Below are 16,201 nucleotides of genomic sequence, written 5' to 3'. Positions count from 1 at the left end.
GCGGCCCGACACGCCTTTCCCGCGGCACTGGCTCTATTACATCGCGCTGAAAATCCTGCTGCTCGGCGCCGCCGTTGCGATCGTGCTGAAACTCTATGGGATGTGGTGAGGACGATGGGACAGACTTTGCCAAAGCCCGGCTTGCGGCCGTTCCTGCCTGATGACGTGCCGGTGCTCGCCGCGATCTTCACCGCCAGCATCGAGGAGCTGACCGGCGACGACTATAGCGAGGCGCAGCAGGAAGCCTGGATGGCGGCGGCCGAGGACGAGGAGTTCGGCAAGCGGCTCGCCGCCGACCTCACGCTGATCGCGACGCTGGAAGGCTCGCCCGTCGGCTTCGCCTCGCTGCGCGGCAACGATCACATCCGCATGCTCTATGTCCACCCGGCCGTGGCCGGGCAGGGCATCGCGACCATGCTGGTCGACGCGCTGGAGAAGCTCGCCGGCGGCCGCGGCGCGACGAGTCTCTCGGTCGATGCCAGCGACAACGCGCAAGGCTTCTTCGCCAAGCGCGGCTACACCGCCCAGCAGCGCAACAGCGTCACTATCAACGACGAGTGGCTCGCCAACACCACCATGAAGAAGACGCTTGGAGCGGGGCCATGAGCAAGCAGCGTCTCTATCTGTTCGACACCACGCTGCGCGACGGGGCACAGACCAACGGCGTCGATTTCACGCTGGCCGACAAGCAGGTCATCGCGGCGATGCTCGATGATCTCGGCATCGACTATGTCGAGGGCGGCTATCCCGGCGCCAACCCGCTCGACAGCGAATTCTTCGCGGCCAAGCCGAAGCTCAACCATGCGCGCTTTACGGCCTTCGGCATGACGCGGCGGGCGGGGCGCTCGGTCTCCAACGATCCTGGTGTTGCCGGGCTGTTGGAGGCGAAGGCGGATGCGATCTGCTTCGTGGCAAAATCGTCCGCCTATCAGGTGCGGGTCGCGCTGGAGACGACGAAGGAGGAGAACCTCGCTTCGATCCGAGACAGCGTCGCAGCGGCGAAGACCGCCGGCCGCGAGGTCATGCTCGACTGCGAGCATTTCTTCGACGGCTACAAGGAAGATGCCGCTTTCGCGCTCGCCTGCGCTAAGGCTGCTTATGAAGCCGGCGCGCGCTGGGTGGTGCTGTGCGACACCAATGGCGGCACCATGCCTGATGAGGTCGAGGCCATCGTCACTGAGGTGACGAGGCACATTCCCGGCGATCATGTCGGCATCCACGCCCATAACGATACCGAGCAGGCGGTGGCGAATTCGCTGGCCGCGGTGCGCGCCGGCGCACGGCAGATCCAGGGCACGCTGAATGGCCTCGGCGAGCGCTGCGGCAACGCCAATCTCTGCTCGCTGATCCCGACGCTGAAATTGAAGAAGGGGTTTGCCGACGCCTTCGAGATCGGCGTCACCAGCGAGAAGCTGGCGACCCTGGTAAAAGTCTCGCGCACGCTGGACGACATGCTCAACCGCGTGCCGAACCGGCATGCTCCTTACGTCGGCGAGAGCGCCTTCGTCACCAAGACCGGCATCCATGCCTCCGCCGTGCTGAAGGATCCGCAGACCTACGAGCACGTGTTGCCGGAGTTGGTCGGCAATCACCGCAAGGTCCTGGTCTCGGACCAGGCCGGCCGCTCCAATGTCATTGCCGAGCTCGACCGCGCCGGCATTGCTTACGACAAGAGCGATCCCAAGCTGACGCGCCTCGTCGAGGAGTTGAAGGAGCGCGAGGCGGCCGGCTATGCCTATGAATCCGCCAACGCCTCGTTCGAGCTCCTGGCGCGCCGCACGCTCGGCAAGGTGCCGCATTATTTCGAGGTCGAGCAGTTCGACGTCAATGTCGAGCAGCGCTACAACGCGCTCGGCGAGCGGGTCACCGTGGCGCTCGCGGTGGTCAAGGTCGACGTCGCCGGCGAGCATCTGATCTCGGCCGCCGAAGGCAACGGCCCCGTCAACGCGCTCGACGTTGCCCTGCGCAAGGATCTCGGCAAGTACCAGAAATACATCGAGGGGCTGACGCTGATCGATTACCGGGTGCGTATCCTCAACGGCGGCACCGGCGCGGTCACGCGCGTGCTGATCGAGAGCGAGGACGAGAACGGCGAGCGCTGGACCACGGTCGGCGTGTCCCCCAACATCATCGACGCCTCGTTCCAGGCGCTGATGGATTCGGTGATCTACAAGCTCGTGAAATCGGGTGCGCCGGCGTAAGATGATGACGTAGGGGACGGCGGCGCCACAAATGCCGTCATTGCGAGCGAAGCGAAGCAATCCAGACTGCCTCGGCCGCAAGACTCTGGATTGCTTCGCTTCGCTTGCAATGACGAGGGGAGAGAGCACGGCACAATGATCGACCACATCTCCGTCGGCGTCAGCGATCTCGAGCGCGCCGCAAAATTCTACGAGGCAACGCTCGCCACCCTCGGCCTCACGCGCCTCGTCGCGCGGCCGCGGACGGTCGGCTTCGGCAAGGCCTATCCGGAGTTCTGGATCAACTTGCGCGAAGGGATGCCGCCCGTAGCCCCGGAGAGTGGTGTGCACATCTGCCTGCGGGCGAAAACCACGGCTGAGATCGACGCGTTTCACGCGGCGGCGCTGTCCGCTGGCGGCGCCTCCGACGGCGCGCCCGGCATCCGCCCGCATGACCGTGTGCGCTACTACGCGGCCTTCGTCCTCGATCCCGACGGCAACCGGATCGAGGCGGTGACGTTTCCTGCAGACTAAAGCTTGCGCGCCATTTCCGGGGCGAGCTGCTTTTCCGATTCGGCCACCTGTGCTGCGGCCGCCTTCAGCTTCGGCAGGATCTCCTCGATGCGATCGGCCTTGAGGATGTCGATCGAAAGACCGGCGCGGATGAACTCGGTCTGGCGCATGTGCGACAAGAGCGAGAACAGCGGCTCCCAGAAATTGTCGATGTTGGCGAGGAGAACCGGCTTGGCGTGACGGCCGAGCTGCTTCCAGGTCATCTGCTCGACCAGCTCCTCCAGCGTGCCGACGCCGCCCGGCAACGCCACGAAGGCGTCGGAGCGTTCGAACATCAAGCGCTTGCGCTCGTGCATGTCGGGGGTGACGATCATCTCCTGCACGCGCGTCAGCGCGTTCTCGCGCAGCCGCAGGAAGTCGGGGATGATGCCGGTGACGGTGCCGCCATGGTCGAGCACGGAGGTCGCGACCGCGCCCATCAGGCCGAGCGAGCCGCCGCCATAGACCAGGCGGATGTTGTTTTCGGCGAGCGCCTTGCCGAACGCCTTGGCGCCTTCAGCGAAGCGGGGATTTGTTCCAGGGCCGGAGCCGCAATAGACACAGACGGTTTTGATCGTGCTCATTGGTGCCATGATGCATTGCAGCGAAGAGGCGTCAAGCCCAATCGGTGATTCGATACTCCCGGAAATCTACCGGTAAATGACGATAAACAATCAAAGGTTCGCCATCTGGCGGGGTGCGCGGGCATCGGGAAGGCTCTATATGACGGACGAAAATCGTTAATCGCAGTTGCGCCCGCATCCGGCGGGCTTTCAGGCTTCTTGATGGACCAACCTCAATCGTTCGACGGCGCCGACGTTCCTGATCCTCCCGCCGGAGGACCGCAGGCCGGGGCCACGCTGATGGGCACGCTGGCGCATCTGTGGCCCTACATCTGGCCGGGCGATCGCTTCGATTTGAAGATGCGGGTGGTCTGGTCGCTGGTGCTGCTGCTCGCCGCCAAGCTGATCACGCTCGTGGTGCCGTTCAGCTTCAAATGGGCGACCGATGCGCTGACCGGCGCCAACACCGCGCCGGTGCAGGCCGACAACTGGCATCTCTGGGTGATCGCCTCACCGCTGTTGCTGACCGCGAGCTACGGCGCGATGCGCATCCTGATGGCGGTGCTGACGCAATGGCGCGACGGCATCTTCGCCCGCGTCGCCATGCATGCGGTGCGCAAGCTCGCCACGATCACCTTCATCCACATGCACGAGCTGTCGCTGCGCTTTCACCTGGAGCGCAAGACCGGCGGCCTGACGCGCGTGCTCGAGCGCGGCCGCGAGGGCATCGAGGTCATCGTGCGCATGGTGATCCTCCAGCTGATCCCGACCATTGTCGAGGTCTCGCTGCTGCTGGCGGTGCTGCTCTGGCAATTCGACTGGCGTTACGTGGTCGCCACCCTGATCACGGTCGCGCTCTACATGTACTACACCTACATCGCGACCGAGTGGCGGATCGGCATCCGCCGCAAGATGAACGATTCAGACACCGAGGCGAACACCAAGGCGATCGACTCGCTGCTCAATTACGAGACCGTCAAATATTTCAGCGCCGAGGCGCGTGAGGCGCAGCGCTATGACAAATCGGTGGAGCGTTACGAGGAAGCAAGCGTCCGCACCTACACCTCGCTCGCGGTGCTCAACACCGGGCAGGCGGTGATCTTCACGCTGGGCCTGACCGCGACCATGCTGATGTGTGCGATCGGCGTGCGCAACGGCACCAACACCGTCGGCGATTTCGTGCTGGTCAACGCCATGATGATCCAGCTGTACCAGCCCCTGAACTTCATGGGCATGGTCTATCGCGAGATCAAGCAGGCGATCATCGACATCGAGAAGATGTTCAATGTGCTGGGCCGCGAGGCCGAGATCAAGGATGCGCCTGACGCGAAGCCGCTGGTCATCTCCGCCGGCACGGTGCGCTTCGAGGACGTGCGCTTTGCCTACGAGCCGACGCGCCCGATCCTGAAGGGCATCAGCTTCGAGGTGCCGGCCGGCAGGACCGTTGCCATCGTCGGCCCGTCGGGCGCGGGCAAGTCGACCATCTCGCGGCTGCTGTTCCGCCTCTATGACGTCTCCGGCGGCAAGATCCTGATCGACGGCCAGGACCTCCGCGACGTCACACAGGCCAGCTTGCGCGCATCGATCGGCATGGTGCCGCAGGACACCGTGCTGTTCAACGACACCATCCGCTACAACATCCGCTATGGCCGCTGGGACGCCGGCGATGCCGAGGTCGAGGAGGCGGCGCGGCTGGCGCAGATCGACCACTTCATCCGCATGGCGCCGAAGGGCTACGAGACCCAGGTCGGCGAGCGCGGCCTGAAGCTGTCGGGCGGCGAGAAGCAGCGCGTCGCGATCGCGCGCACGGTGCTCAAGGCACCGCCGATTCTGGTGCTGGACGAGGCGACGTCGGCGCTCGACACCCACACCGAGCACGAGATCCAGGGAGCGCTCGACCGCGTGGCCAAGAACCGCACCTCGCTGGTGATCGCGCACCGGCTTTCGACCATCGTCGGCGCCGACGAGATCATCGTGCTGGACCAGGGCCGCATCGCCGAGCGCGGCACCCACGCGAAACTGCTCGCGCAGGGCGGCCTCTATGCCAGCATGTGGAACAGGCAGCGCGAGGCCGAGGCGGCGCGGGAGAAATTGGCCAAGATGGCCGACACCAGCGTGGCGCCCAACCGGGAGCCGCCGCCGGTTGATGACACCCTGACGACGCCCGCGGCGGCGGAGTGACCTTGTCTCCGGTCCCAACTCTGGCCTAAACAACCCGCGCGACGACCCGTGCCAATAACCCCGACCGGCAGATAGCGATGTCCATTCTCGATTCGATCCAGCGTCAGATCCCGCCGATCCACAAGGAGGGCTATCCCTTCATCGGCGGCTTTGCGCTGGCAAGCCTCGCCCTGTTCTGGCTGTGGTCGCCTTTGGGGTGGATCGGCACGATCCTGACCGTGTGGTGCGCGCTGTTCTTCCGCGACCCCGTCCGTGTGACACCGGTGCGTGAGGGGCTGGTGGTGTCGCCGGCCGACGGCCGCGTCTCGATGATCACCATGGCGCTGCCGCCGGCCGAGCTGGGGCTCGGTGACCGGCCGCTGCCGCGCATCTCGGTGTTCATGAGCGTGTTCAACTGCCACGTGAACCGCGCTCCCTTGGCGGGCAGGGTGGACCGCATCGCCTACCGCCCGGGTCTCTTCATCAATGCCGAGCTCGACAAGGCGAGCGAGGACAATGAACGCAACTCGCTGGTGATCACGACGCCGACGGCGCGGATCGGTGTGGTCCAGATCGCCGGTCTCGTCGCCAAGCGCATCGTCTGCTTCGTCAAGGAAGGGCAGTCGATCGGTGCCGGCGAGCGCTTCGGCCTGATCCGCTTCGGCTCGCGCCTCGACGTCTATCTGCCCGTGGGCACCAAGGCGCTGGTCTCGGAAGGGCAGACCGCGATCGCCGGAGAGACAATCCTGGCCGACCTTGCCGGTGACGACCCGAGCCGCGCCTTCCGCGCCAATTAACCAATAGTCGGTGCTTATGGGCCTTCCGCCGCAATGGCGGAGGGGGGCGCGGCTTGCTATATCTCGTCTCGAGGTGAGCAATGACGCCCTATGACTTCAAATATCCCGATACGCGCCGCCGGCGGTTCCGCCCGATCCCAGTGCGGATGCTGGTCCCCAACGTCATCACGCTGCTGGCGATCTGCGCCGGCCTGACCTCGATCCGACTGTCGATCGAGGGACGGATGTCGCTCGCCGTCTACGCCATCGTGTTCGCAGCCGCGCTCGACGGCATCGACGGTCGTATCGCGCGCATGATCAAGGGCCAGTCCAAGTTCGGTGCCGAGCTCGACAGCCTCGCCGACTTCGTCAATTTCGGGGTGGCGCCCGGCCTGATGCTGTATTTCTGGCAGCTGCACGAGCTCGGCAACGCCGGCTGGATCGCCGCGATGGTGTTCGCGATCTCCGGTGGCCTGCGGCTCGCGCGCTTCAACGCCACCATGGATGATCCGAACAAGCCGGCCTTCGCCGCCAATTTCTTCACCGGCGTGCCGGCGCCCGCCGGCGCGATCACGGTGCTGCTGCCGATCTACATCGCGTTCCTCGATCTTGGTCGCACCCCTGCGGCGGTGACGGCGGCCTATACGCTGCTGATCGCCTTTCTGATGGTGTCGCGCCTGCCGGTGTTCTCCGGCAAGACCAAGCGCATGCGCGTTCCGCCGGAGCTGGTGCTGCCGGCCTTCGTTGCGGTGATCGTCTTCATCGCGCTCCTGATCGCCTATCCCTGGCACGTGCTGTCGATCGGCACGGTGCTGTATCTTCTCGCTTTGCCGCTCGGCTACAAATCCTATCGCGACCAGGCGCGCGCGATGGAAGCCACCGCGCCGTCAGGAGGCGAAGTTCCGTCGCCGCCGTCAGCACCGACACTGACGAATTTGTCGGAGCCGCCGCACGACGACGAACGGCCCGGACGGCTGCATTGAGCAGCCCCGCGCGGATATCTGCCATGAGGCCTGCCTGAGTTGGGTTGAGGCCTGATCTCGGCTATATCGCCCTGTGCCGGCGGCATCGCGCCAACAGCGACCGCCAATCTGGGAGAGAACGCCGTGACTGATACCGCGACCGGGCCGCTGCCCGCTTCCGTCCTCGAGGCGCTGGGCCGCTACGATACGCCGACGATCTGCAATGCCATGGAGATCGTGGCGCCCGAGCGGCGGCTGATCGGTTACACCACCAGGCAATTGGTCTGCCCGTTCCCAGACCTGCCGCCGATCGTCGGCTATGCCCGCACGGTGACGATCCGCTCGGTGCTGAAATCATCGCTCCCGGCCGAGGAGCAGTCCAAGCGCCGCATCGAATATTACGAGTATGTTGGCACCGGCCATGGCCCGCGCATTTCGGTGATCCAGGACATCGACGGGCCCGACGTCGGCTATGGCGCGTTCTGGGGCGAGGTGCAGAGCAACGTGCACAAGGCGCTCGGCTGCCTCGGCGTGATCACCGACGGCTCGATCCGCGACATCCCGCAATGGGCCCCTAGCTTCCAGGCGCTGGCCGGCTCGATCGGCCCGTCGCATGCCTGGGTGCATGCGGAAAGCTTTGGCGGCGAAGTGCGCGTCGCCGGCATGACCGTGAAGTCGGACGATCTCATCCACGCCGACCGGCATGGCGCCATCGTGATCCCGCGCGACGTCGCCGCGAAGCTGCCGGAGGCAGCCGAACTCTGCGGTCGCCGCGAGACGCCGATCCTGGAGATCGCCCGCAGCCCCGACTTCTCGCTGGAGAAGCTGAAGGCCGCGCTGAAGCGCTCGGCGGAGATCCACTAAGCGCGTGATTGAACGACCTACGGCCGCGACGCCGGCCGTGGGTCGCCTTGTTCCGCCAGGAACAGGGCCGCCTGATCCGGCTCGCCAAACATTGCGGCGGCGCACCCGATCAGCGTGAAGCCGCCTGCAAGATCCCATAGCGTGATGTCCTCCGCATTGTCCGGGAGGTGAATCAGGCGCGCTGCGATGACCGCGAAGGCGGCTTCGATAAAGAGCAGGATACTGAAGGCCGGCAGGACGAGTTCCGGCTCGAGCAGGTGGAACGCCAGCGCCGCGGGCAGCGCAGTGAGAAGGCTGAACAGCGTCAACATCGCGATGACTCCCGCGATCGAGCATGCCGCCCCACTGCAGAATAGCAATTCATCCTTCGTTCCGGATGTGGCGGAGGGCCGCAGCCGATGTGGCGTCGTGGCGCGCCGGCTTATGGTTAGCGAAGTGTTTAAATTCCTATCGCTGGACGGCAGCCGCAGCAGGCGCAGCGGCGGGCAGCACACCGTCCAGACTTAACCTTTACGCGGCTTTAAGGGCGGCGCTCTAGGGTTTCAGATGCGGTTCGGGGTTGGGCCGCGCCAGCGGCCAGGACGGCCGTTGTTGCGTACGCGTTGGAGTCTCCCATGGATATCATGACGAGCGTTGGGCTCACGGCCGGCACGATCGTCATCGTCGCGATGATTTTCATGGGCGGCGACCTGCACATGTTCATCTCCGAACATGCGATGATCATCATCTTCGGTGGCTCGATCTCCGCCACCATGATCCGCTTTCCGCTCTCAGCGCTCCTGCACGGCCTTCCGCTCGGCGCCAAATTCGCCTTCACCATGAGCCGGCTGTCGGCGCACGACCTCGTCGACGAGCTCGCCCGCATCGCCGAGATCGCCCGCAAGCAGGGCCCGGTGGGTCTTGAAAAGGTCGAGACCGACGAGCCGTTTCTCGCCAAGGGCATCCGCTTCGTCGCCGACGGCTACGACCTCGACTTCATCCGCGACAATCTCGAGCGCGACCGCGACAACTTCCTGATGCACCTCGACGAGGGCAGCAAGATCTACCGCGCCATCGGCGACTGCGCCCCGGCTTTCGGCATGATCGGCACCCTGATCGGCATGGTGCAGATGTTCGCCAACATGACCGACCCCTCCAAGCTCGGCCCGTTCATGGCGACCGCGCTGCTCGCCACCCTCTACGGCGCGCTGGTTGCGAACCTGTTCTGTCTGCCGATCGCGGACAAGCTGCACGGCAAGCTGCTGGATGAAGAGACCAACCGCACCCTGATCATCGACGGCATCCTGATGATCCGCGACTCCAAGAGCCCGACCTTGGTGCGCGAAATGCTGCTGGCCTATCTGCCGGAGAAACATCGCCACGCCGAGGGTGAACCGGTGCCGGCGTAAGACCGCCCGCCGGGATTTGCAGCCATGGCCAAGAAGAAACGCGGCGATGCGCATGGAGGCGGTCACGGCTGGTTCGTGACCTTCGCCGACCTCATGGGTCTGATGATGAGCTTCTTCGTGATGCTCGTCGCGTTCTCGACGCAGGACGCCAACAAGCTGAAGATCGTCGCAGGGTCCATGCGCGACGCGTTCGGCGTGCAGAGCGAAGCGCGCTACGCCGGCATCGTCGAGTCTGACGGTCTGCCGACCCGTCCGCGGCTGAAGAACGTCGACCACATCCAGCCTGAAGATGCCTCGAACACGCCGACGCCGGATCAGGAGGACCGCGACAAGACGTCCGGCGCGAAGATCAAGGTCGACCGCAATTTCGCGCTGGCCGCGGCCTCGCTGCGCCAGGCGTTGCAGGACATGCCGGAGCTGACCGAGATGTCCAAGCACATCATGTTCGAGGAGACCAAGCAGGGCCTCAACCTGGAGATCGTCGATCAGGACGGCCGCTCGATGTTCGCCGACGGCTCCAAGGTGCCCTATGACCGCACCCGGCGCCTGGTCGAGAAGCTCGCGATCCCGCTCAAGGCCACGCCGCTCCGCGTTTCCATCGCCGGCCACACCGCGGCGGGCTTCGTGCCGACCCGCAGCGACTACGGCGCCTTCGATCTGTCGGCCGACCGTGCCAATGCCGTGCGCCAGATCCTCGAACGCGAAGGCCTGCCGCCGTCGCACATCTTCGCCGTCTCGGGCAAGGCGGATACCCAGCCGCTGTTTCCGGACGACCCCTCGCTCGCCGCCAACAGGCGGGTGACCATCACCCTGATGCGCGAAGATCCGCCGCTGCCGCCGAATCTGAAGCCGTGAGCATGATCCGGACCCGGAGGGCCGCGTTAGCGCAAGGCGGGCACCGGTCTTCCGACGAGATCATGCCCGGAAAATAGGCCTCTTGCGCTACCATCTTACCTGAGGCATGACGTCGCGCAGGCGATGAACGTTGCTGCGGCGTCACAGCTTCTGTCCCGGTGCCTGCTATGGTGGAGGCCGATTGACAGCCGCGCGGGAAGCGTCAAAAGGCGCCGGATCAAATTCAGGGACGAAGCGTTTTCCACCCTCATGACGGCGAGCATCACATCGACCGAGACCCAAGATGGGCAACCGGTCACATCAGGCTTTTGGGCCCTCACGCTCGGGAGCATCGGCGTCGTCTTCGGCGATATCGGCACCTCGCCGCTCTACGCATTTCACGAGGCGGTCAAGGCCGCGGCGCATGGCGAGCCGGTCTCGCGCGTCATCGTGCTCGGCGTGCTCTCGCTGATCCTGTGGGCGCTCCTGATCGTCGTCACCGCCAAATATGTCCTTTTGCTGCTGCGCGCCGACAACAACGGAGAGGGCGGTACGCTCTCGCTGATGGCGCTGGGCCAGCGCGCGCTCGGGCGCCGAAGCTGGGTCCTGCTCGCGCTCGGCGTGATCGGCGCTTCGATGTTCATCGGCGATTCCATGATCACGCCGGCGATCTCGGTGCTCTCGGCGGTGGAAGGTCTGAAGCTCGCAACCCCGGCGCTCGAGCACTATGTCGTGCCGGTCACCGTCCTCATTCTGGTGCTGCTGTTTGCGGTCCAGAGCAAGGGGACCGCGCTGGTCGCCTCGGCCTTCGGGCCGGTGATGGTGATCTGGTTCACCGTCATTGCCATCATGGGGGCTGTCCACATCGCCGACGACCCCTCCGTGCTGGCGGCCATCAATCCCTATTACGCTGTGCAGTTCGTGCTGTCGCACGGCACGATCGGCCTCGTGACCCTCGGTGCCGTGTTCCTGGCGGTGACGGGCGGCGAGGCGTTGTACGCCGATCTCGGCCATTTCGGCCGCAAGCCGATCCAGTCGGCTTGGGTGTTCTTCGTGCTGCCCGCGCTCTTGATCAACTATTTCGGGCAGGGTGCGCTGGTGCTGTCCGATCCCAGCGCCATCGAGCATTCCTTCTATCGCATGGTGCCCGAGAAGCTGGTGCTGCCGCTGGTCGGGCTTGCGACTGCCGCAACCGTGATCGCGAGCCAGGCGGTGATCACGGGCGCCTATTCGCTGGTCTATCAGGCCGTGCAGCTCGGCCTCTTGCCGCGTTTCGAGGTGCGTTACACCTCCGAATCCCATGCCGGCCAGATCTATCTGCCGCGCGTCAACCGCTTGCTGCTGATCGGCGTGATGCTGCTGGTGCTGCTGTTCCACACCCCCAGCAATCTGGCCTCGGCCTATGGCATTGCGGTCTCAACCACCATGGTCGCCGACGGCATCATGGGCTTCGTCGTGATCTGGAAGTTGTGGAACTGGCGTGCGGCGGCGGCCGCGGCCGTGATCATGCCCTTTGTCGTCGTCGATTTGAGCTTCTTCAGCGCCAATCTGCTCAAGCTGCTCGAAGGCGCCTGGGTGCCGCTGCTGTTCGGCATCGTCATGGCAGGGACGATCTGGACCTGGCGCAAGGGCTCGGCAATCCTGGTCCAGAAGACCCGCCGGATCGAAGTGCCGCTGGACGATCTGATCCGGAGCCTGGAGAAGCGGCCGCCGCACATCGTCAAGGGCACCGCCGTGTTCCTGACCAGCGATCCCGCTTTCGTGCCGACCGCGCTCTTGCACAATCTCAAGCACAACAAGGTGCTGCACGAGCACAACGTGATCCTGACCATCGAGACCGCACATACGCCGCGGGTCGATCTGTCGGAGCGGTTCAGGATGGAGAAGATCAGCGACAAGTTTTCCAAGGTTCGCCTGCGCTTCGGATTCATGGAGCAGCCGAACGTGCCCAAGGCGCTCGCGATCGCGCGCAAGCAGGGCTGGCAGTTCGACATCATGTCGACGTCGTTCTTCGTGTCGCGACGGTCGCTGAAAGCCTCGGCGCAGTCGGGCATGCCGCTTTGGCAGGATCATTTGTTCATCGCGCTGAGCCGGTCCGCCAACGATGCCACTGACTATTTCCAGATACCCACGGGGCGGGTGGTTGAAGTCGGAACCCAAGTCACTATTTGAGCGCAACTGGTGAATCCATGCAAAATAAGCATGGCTAGGGCCCGGATTCGGGCTAGGCTATGCCGGCAGCGCAGGACTATAAGCCGCGCGCTCTCCGCCGTTGTGCCGTGAAGCGTTGTAGAGGCCATAGGCTCTTCCATGACCAGTGACGTAGCAGTTCCCGCCCCGGAGACGGCGGCGGTCAACGGGCATGGCGAGGCCCATACCACCGCCGGATTCGGCGCGCTCACTCTTGGCAGCATCGGCGTCGTCTACGGCGATATCGGCACCAGCCCGCTCTACGCGTTCCGCGAGGCGGTGATGGCAGCCTCGGGCGCGGAGGGGGTGCCTACGCCGGCGGCCGTGCTCGGCGTGCTCTCCCTGATCCTGTGGGCCCTCATCGTCGTGGTGACGCTCAAATACGTCGTGATCCTGCTCCGGGCCGACAACAACGGCGAGGGCGGCACGCTCGCCCTGATGGCGCTGGCGCAACGGGCGGTTGGCACCGGCCCAGGCGGGGCGATCATCGTCCTGCTCGGCATCATTTCCGGAGCGCTCTTCTACGGGGATGCCGTGCTCACGCCGGCGCTCTCGGTGCTGTCGGCCATCGAGGGCATGAAGGATGTCACCCTGAGGTTCGAGCATTACATCGTTCCCCTGACCTTGGTGATCCTGGTCGCTTTGTTCGCCGTGCAATCCCGCGGCACCGCCCGCGTTGCCGCCTTCTTCGGCCCGATCATGTGTGTTTGGTTCGCGGTGCTCGCGGCCGCAGCGATCCATCCGATCATCCAGCAGCCGCAGGTGCTGTACGCGCTGAACCCGCTCTATGCCGTGTCCTTCATGCTGCACCATGGCATCATCGGCTTCATCACGCTGGGCGCGGTGTTCCTGGCCGTGACCGGCGCCGAGGCGCTCTATGCCGATCTCGGCCATTTCGGCAAGCGGCCGATCCAGACCGCCTGGCTGTTCATCGTGCTGCCCTCGCTGGCGCTGAATTATATGGGGCAGGGGGCGCTGGTGCTCGGCGACCCCGGTGCGATCGTCAGCCCGTTCTTCCAACTCTTCCCGCAAGGTTTCGTCCGTGGCTGCATGGTCGTGCTCGCCACCATGGCGACCGTCATTGCGAGCCAGGCGGTCATCACCGGCGCCTATTCGCTGACGCGCCAGGCGATTCAGCTTGGGCTGCTGCCGCGCTTCGAAATTCGCCATACGTCCGAAGCCCATTCCGGCCAGATATTCATCCCGCGCATCAACCAGCTGCTGCTGATCGCCGTGGTGCTGCTGGTGCTGCTGTTCCGCTCTTCCAGCGCGCTCGCATCCGCCTACGGCATTGCCGTCACCGGCACCATGGTGGTCACGGCGATGATGGGCTTCGTCGTCGTCTGGAAGGTCTGGCGCTGGTCGCCGCTCGCCGCCGGCGCGCTGATCGCCCCGTTCCTGTTCCTCGACGTGACCTTCCTTGCTGCGAACCTGCTCAAGGTGTTCGAGGGCGGCTGGGTGCCGCTGGCGCTCGGCGCGCTCATGATCATCCTGATGTACACGTGGCGGCGCGGCAGCCGCCTCTTGTTTGAGAAGTCGCGCAAGCTCGAATTCCCGCTCGCCGACCTCGTGGCGATGTTGGAGAAGCGGCCGCCGCAGCGGGTGCCGGGCACTGCCGTGTTCCTGACCTCGGATCCCGTCAGCGCGCCGACGGCGCTGATGCATAGTCTGAAACACTACAAGGTGCTGCACGAGAAGAACGTCATTCTCACCATCGAGACCGCGCAGACACCGCGGATCGATCCGGCCGAGCGCGTCAGGCTGGAGCAGATCTCACCGACCTTCTCCAAGGTGACGCTGAAGTTCGGCTTCATGGAATCGCCCAACGTGCCGAAGGCCCTCGCGATCGCCCGCAAGCTCGGCTGGCAATTCGACATCATGTCGACCTCGTTCTTCCTGTCGCGCCGGGCGCTCAAGCCCGCCGCCCATTCCGGCATGCCGCGCTGGCAGGACCGACTGTTCATCTCGCTGAGCCGCTCCGCCAACGATGCCACCGACTATTTCCAGATCCCGAGCGGCCGCGTCGTCGAGGTTGGCACCCAGGTGACGATCTAGGGCCAGGATTCAAAGCGCGCTTCAAGTCGCTGCGATTTAGCTTTAACTTGCGCCGCGCGGCTCAAGCCTTTGTGGCGCTTGATTTTCGTCTCCCGAGAGGCGAGGTTGCCGCCGGCCGGGATCGCCCCGGCATGCGGCTTGCGACGTTGGAGGATGAAGTGGCAAATCAGGTGCAGGATCTGACCCCGGACGAGGTCGCCAAGGGTGTCGCGGAAGGGCGCTATCTGCTCGTCGACGTCCGTGAGCCGAACGAGGTCGAGGCCGAGGCTTACCCTTACGGCGTCGTGGTTCCGCTCTCGACCTTCGATCCCAAGGCGATTCCTGATCCCGCCGGCAAGGAGGTCGTGTTCGCCTGCCGCTCGGGCAAGCGCTCGGTGACGGCCTCGCTGGCGGCGCAGGCGGCGGGCCTGCCTTACGACAAGCATCTGGCCGGTGGCATGCTGGGCTGGAAGGCGGCGGGTCTTCCCAGCAAGGTCGGTGGCTGATCGGCCCGATGTCCAAAAGCTCGTCCCTGAACAAGGTCTTCGCCGACCTTCCCGTCACCATCTTCGAGGCGATGTCGCAGGCTGCGCGCGACAACAATGCCATCAATCTCGGCCAGGGTTTTCCTGACGATCCCGGGCCTGAGGACATCCGCCGCGCCGCGGCCGAGGCCTCGCTGAACGGCTACAACCAGTACCCCTCGATGATGGGCCTGCCGGAGCTGCGCCAGGCGATCGCGACCCATTACGGCCACTGGCACGGCCTCAAGCTCGATCCGATGAGCGAGGTGATGGTCACCTCCGGCGGCACCGAGGCACTGACCTCGGCGATCCTCGCCGTCGTGCAACCCGGCGACGAGGTGGTCTGCTTCCAGCCGGTCTATGATTCCTACCTGCCGATCATCCGCCAGGCCGGTGGCATTCCGCGCCTCGTCCGGCTCGAGCCTCCGCATTGGCGGCTGAATGAGGACATGCTGAAAAGCGTCTTCAATTCAAAGACCAAGGCGGTGCTGTTCAACAATCCTCTGAATCCTAGCGCGGTGGTCTATCCGCGCGAGGACCTCGAGCTGCTCGCGCGCTACTGTCAGGAGTTCGACGTCATCGCGATCTGCGACGAGGTCTGGGAGCACGTCACCTTCGACGAGCACAAGCACATCCCGCTGATCACCATCCCCGGCATGCGCGAGCGCACCATCAAGGTCGGCTCGGCCGGCAAGATCTTCTCGCTCACGGGGTGGAAGATCGGCTTCGTCTGCGCGGCGCCGCCGCTGTTGCGAGTGGCGGCCAAGGTGCACCAGTTCCTGACCTTCACCACGGCACCGAACCTGCAGGCCGCCGTCGCCTACGGCCTCGGCAAGTCCGACGACTACTTCCTGTCGATGCGCAAGGATCTGACGCGGAGCAGGGACCGCCTGACCAGGGGGCTGGAGAGCCTCGGCTTCCCCGTACTGAAGTCGCAAGGGACCTATTTCCTCACCGTCGACCTGTCGCCGCTCGGGCTCAACGAGAGCGACACCGAGTTCTGCTGGCGCATCGTGAAGGACTACAAGGTCGCCGCGATCCCGGTCTCAGCGTTCTACGAGCAGGACCCCGTGACCTCGGTGGTGCGCTTTTGCTTTGCCAAGAAGGACCAGACGCTCGACACCGCGCTGGAGCGGCTGTCGGACGCGGTGCGTGGACGCAAGAGGTAGACGAG

General features: G+C 64.9%; 14 protein-coding genes and 1 pseudogene. 13 read left to right on the top strand and 2 right to left on the bottom strand.

Annotation, left to right across the window (positions count from 1 at the left end; all coding sequences use genetic code 11):
* Window positions 1-114: 114 nt before the first annotated feature.
* The 3 genes from ACVIIV_RS29540 to ACVIIV_RS29530 all read left to right on the top strand — a co-directional run bounded on the left by ACVIIV_RS29540 (window position 115) and on the right by ACVIIV_RS29530 (window position 2,714).
* Complete coding sequence (locus tag ACVIIV_RS29540) at window positions 115-606, top strand: GNAT family N-acetyltransferase (protein WP_456747297.1); 492 nt, start codon at window positions 115-117, stop codon at window positions 604-606.
* Window positions 603-2,201, top strand: a complete 1,599-nt coding sequence (gene cimA, locus ACVIIV_RS29535) for a citramalate synthase (protein WP_456747296.1) — start codon at window positions 603-605, stop codon at window positions 2,199-2,201. The genes ACVIIV_RS29540 and cimA overlap by 4 nt, the downstream gene beginning before the upstream one ends.
* A gap of 135 nt (window positions 2,202-2,336) precedes the next feature.
* Window positions 2,337-2,714 (top strand): VOC family protein, encoded by a 378-nt coding sequence (locus ACVIIV_RS29530; RefSeq protein WP_456747295.1) that lies wholly within the window; start codon window positions 2,337-2,339, stop codon window positions 2,712-2,714.
* Here ACVIIV_RS29530 and ACVIIV_RS29525 read toward each other — a convergent pair.
* Window positions 2,711-3,316: an LOG family protein gene (locus ACVIIV_RS29525; RefSeq protein ID WP_456747294.1), complete on the bottom strand. Its 606-nt coding sequence runs from the start codon at window positions 3,314-3,316 to the stop codon at window positions 2,711-2,713. The two genes, ACVIIV_RS29530 and ACVIIV_RS29525, sit on opposite strands and share 4 nt — an antisense overlap.
* A 201-nt stretch (window positions 3,317-3,517) precedes the next feature.
* Between ACVIIV_RS29525 and ACVIIV_RS29520 the strand changes: the two genes are divergently transcribed.
* From ACVIIV_RS29520 to ACVIIV_RS29505, 4 genes and pseudogenes are all read left to right on the top strand, one after another.
* Window positions 3,518-5,476: an ABCB family ABC transporter ATP-binding protein/permease gene (locus ACVIIV_RS29520; RefSeq protein WP_456747293.1), complete on the top strand. Its 1,959-nt coding sequence runs from the start codon at window positions 3,518-3,520 to the stop codon at window positions 5,474-5,476.
* Window positions 5,477-5,544: 68 nt separating this feature from the next.
* Window positions 5,545-6,252: pseudogene (locus tag ACVIIV_RS29515) on the top strand (phosphatidylserine decarboxylase); the annotation flags it as partial.
* An 80-nt stretch (window positions 6,253-6,332) separates the two neighbouring features.
* Entirely contained in the window at window positions 6,333-7,214 is an 882-nt protein-coding gene (locus ACVIIV_RS29510) for a CDP-alcohol phosphatidyltransferase family protein (protein ID WP_456747292.1), read from the top strand.
* Window positions 7,215-7,337: 123 nt separating this feature from the next.
* Entirely contained in the window at window positions 7,338-8,057 is a 720-nt protein-coding gene (locus ACVIIV_RS29505) for an RraA family protein (RefSeq protein WP_456747291.1), read from the top strand.
* A gap of 17 nt (window positions 8,058-8,074) precedes the next feature.
* Here the strand turns inward: ACVIIV_RS29505 and ACVIIV_RS29500 are convergent, their stop codons facing one another.
* The gene (locus ACVIIV_RS29500; protein ID WP_456747290.1) at window positions 8,075-8,368 is read right to left on the bottom strand and encodes a hypothetical protein; all 294 of its coding nucleotides are present in this window, start codon (window positions 8,366-8,368) and stop codon (window positions 8,075-8,077) included.
* 303 nt (window positions 8,369-8,671) lie between these two features.
* Between ACVIIV_RS29500 and ACVIIV_RS29495 the strand changes: the two genes are divergently transcribed.
* From ACVIIV_RS29495 to ACVIIV_RS29470, 6 genes are all read left to right on the top strand, one after another.
* Complete coding sequence (locus ACVIIV_RS29495; protein WP_456747289.1) at window positions 8,672-9,445, top strand: motility protein A; 774 nt, start codon at window positions 8,672-8,674, stop codon at window positions 9,443-9,445.
* A 24-nt stretch (window positions 9,446-9,469) separates the two neighbouring features.
* A complete protein-coding gene (locus ACVIIV_RS29490) occupies window positions 9,470-10,300 on the top strand; it encodes an OmpA/MotB family protein (protein WP_028145261.1) in 831 nt (276 codons plus the stop codon).
* A 249-nt stretch (window positions 10,301-10,549) separates the two neighbouring features.
* The gene (locus tag ACVIIV_RS29485; RefSeq protein WP_456747288.1) at window positions 10,550-12,451 is read left to right on the top strand and encodes a potassium transporter Kup; all 1,902 of its coding nucleotides are present in this window, start codon (window positions 10,550-10,552) and stop codon (window positions 12,449-12,451) included.
* 138 nt (window positions 12,452-12,589) lie between these two features.
* Window positions 12,590-14,524 carry a potassium transporter Kup gene (locus ACVIIV_RS29480; protein ID WP_456747287.1) on the top strand — a complete coding sequence of 645 codons (1,935 nt, stop codon included), beginning with the start codon at window positions 12,590-12,592 and terminating at the stop codon, window positions 14,522-14,524.
* A 158-nt stretch (window positions 14,525-14,682) separates the two neighbouring features.
* On the top strand, window positions 14,683-15,009 hold the full coding sequence (locus tag ACVIIV_RS29475) for a rhodanese-like domain-containing protein (protein WP_025035596.1): 327 nt from the start codon (window positions 14,683-14,685) through the stop codon (window positions 15,007-15,009).
* Window positions 15,010-15,017: 8 nt separating this feature from the next.
* Window positions 15,018-16,196 (top strand): aminotransferase, encoded by a 1,179-nt coding sequence (locus ACVIIV_RS29470; protein ID WP_456747286.1) that lies wholly within the window; start codon window positions 15,018-15,020, stop codon window positions 16,194-16,196.
* Window positions 16,197-16,201 lie beyond the last annotated feature (5 nt).

Source organism: Bradyrhizobium sp. USDA 4354 (genome assembly GCF_054060315.1).
The sequence above is the reverse complement of the archived record's forward strand: the minus strand, read 5'-3'. Positions and strand labels throughout refer to the sequence as shown.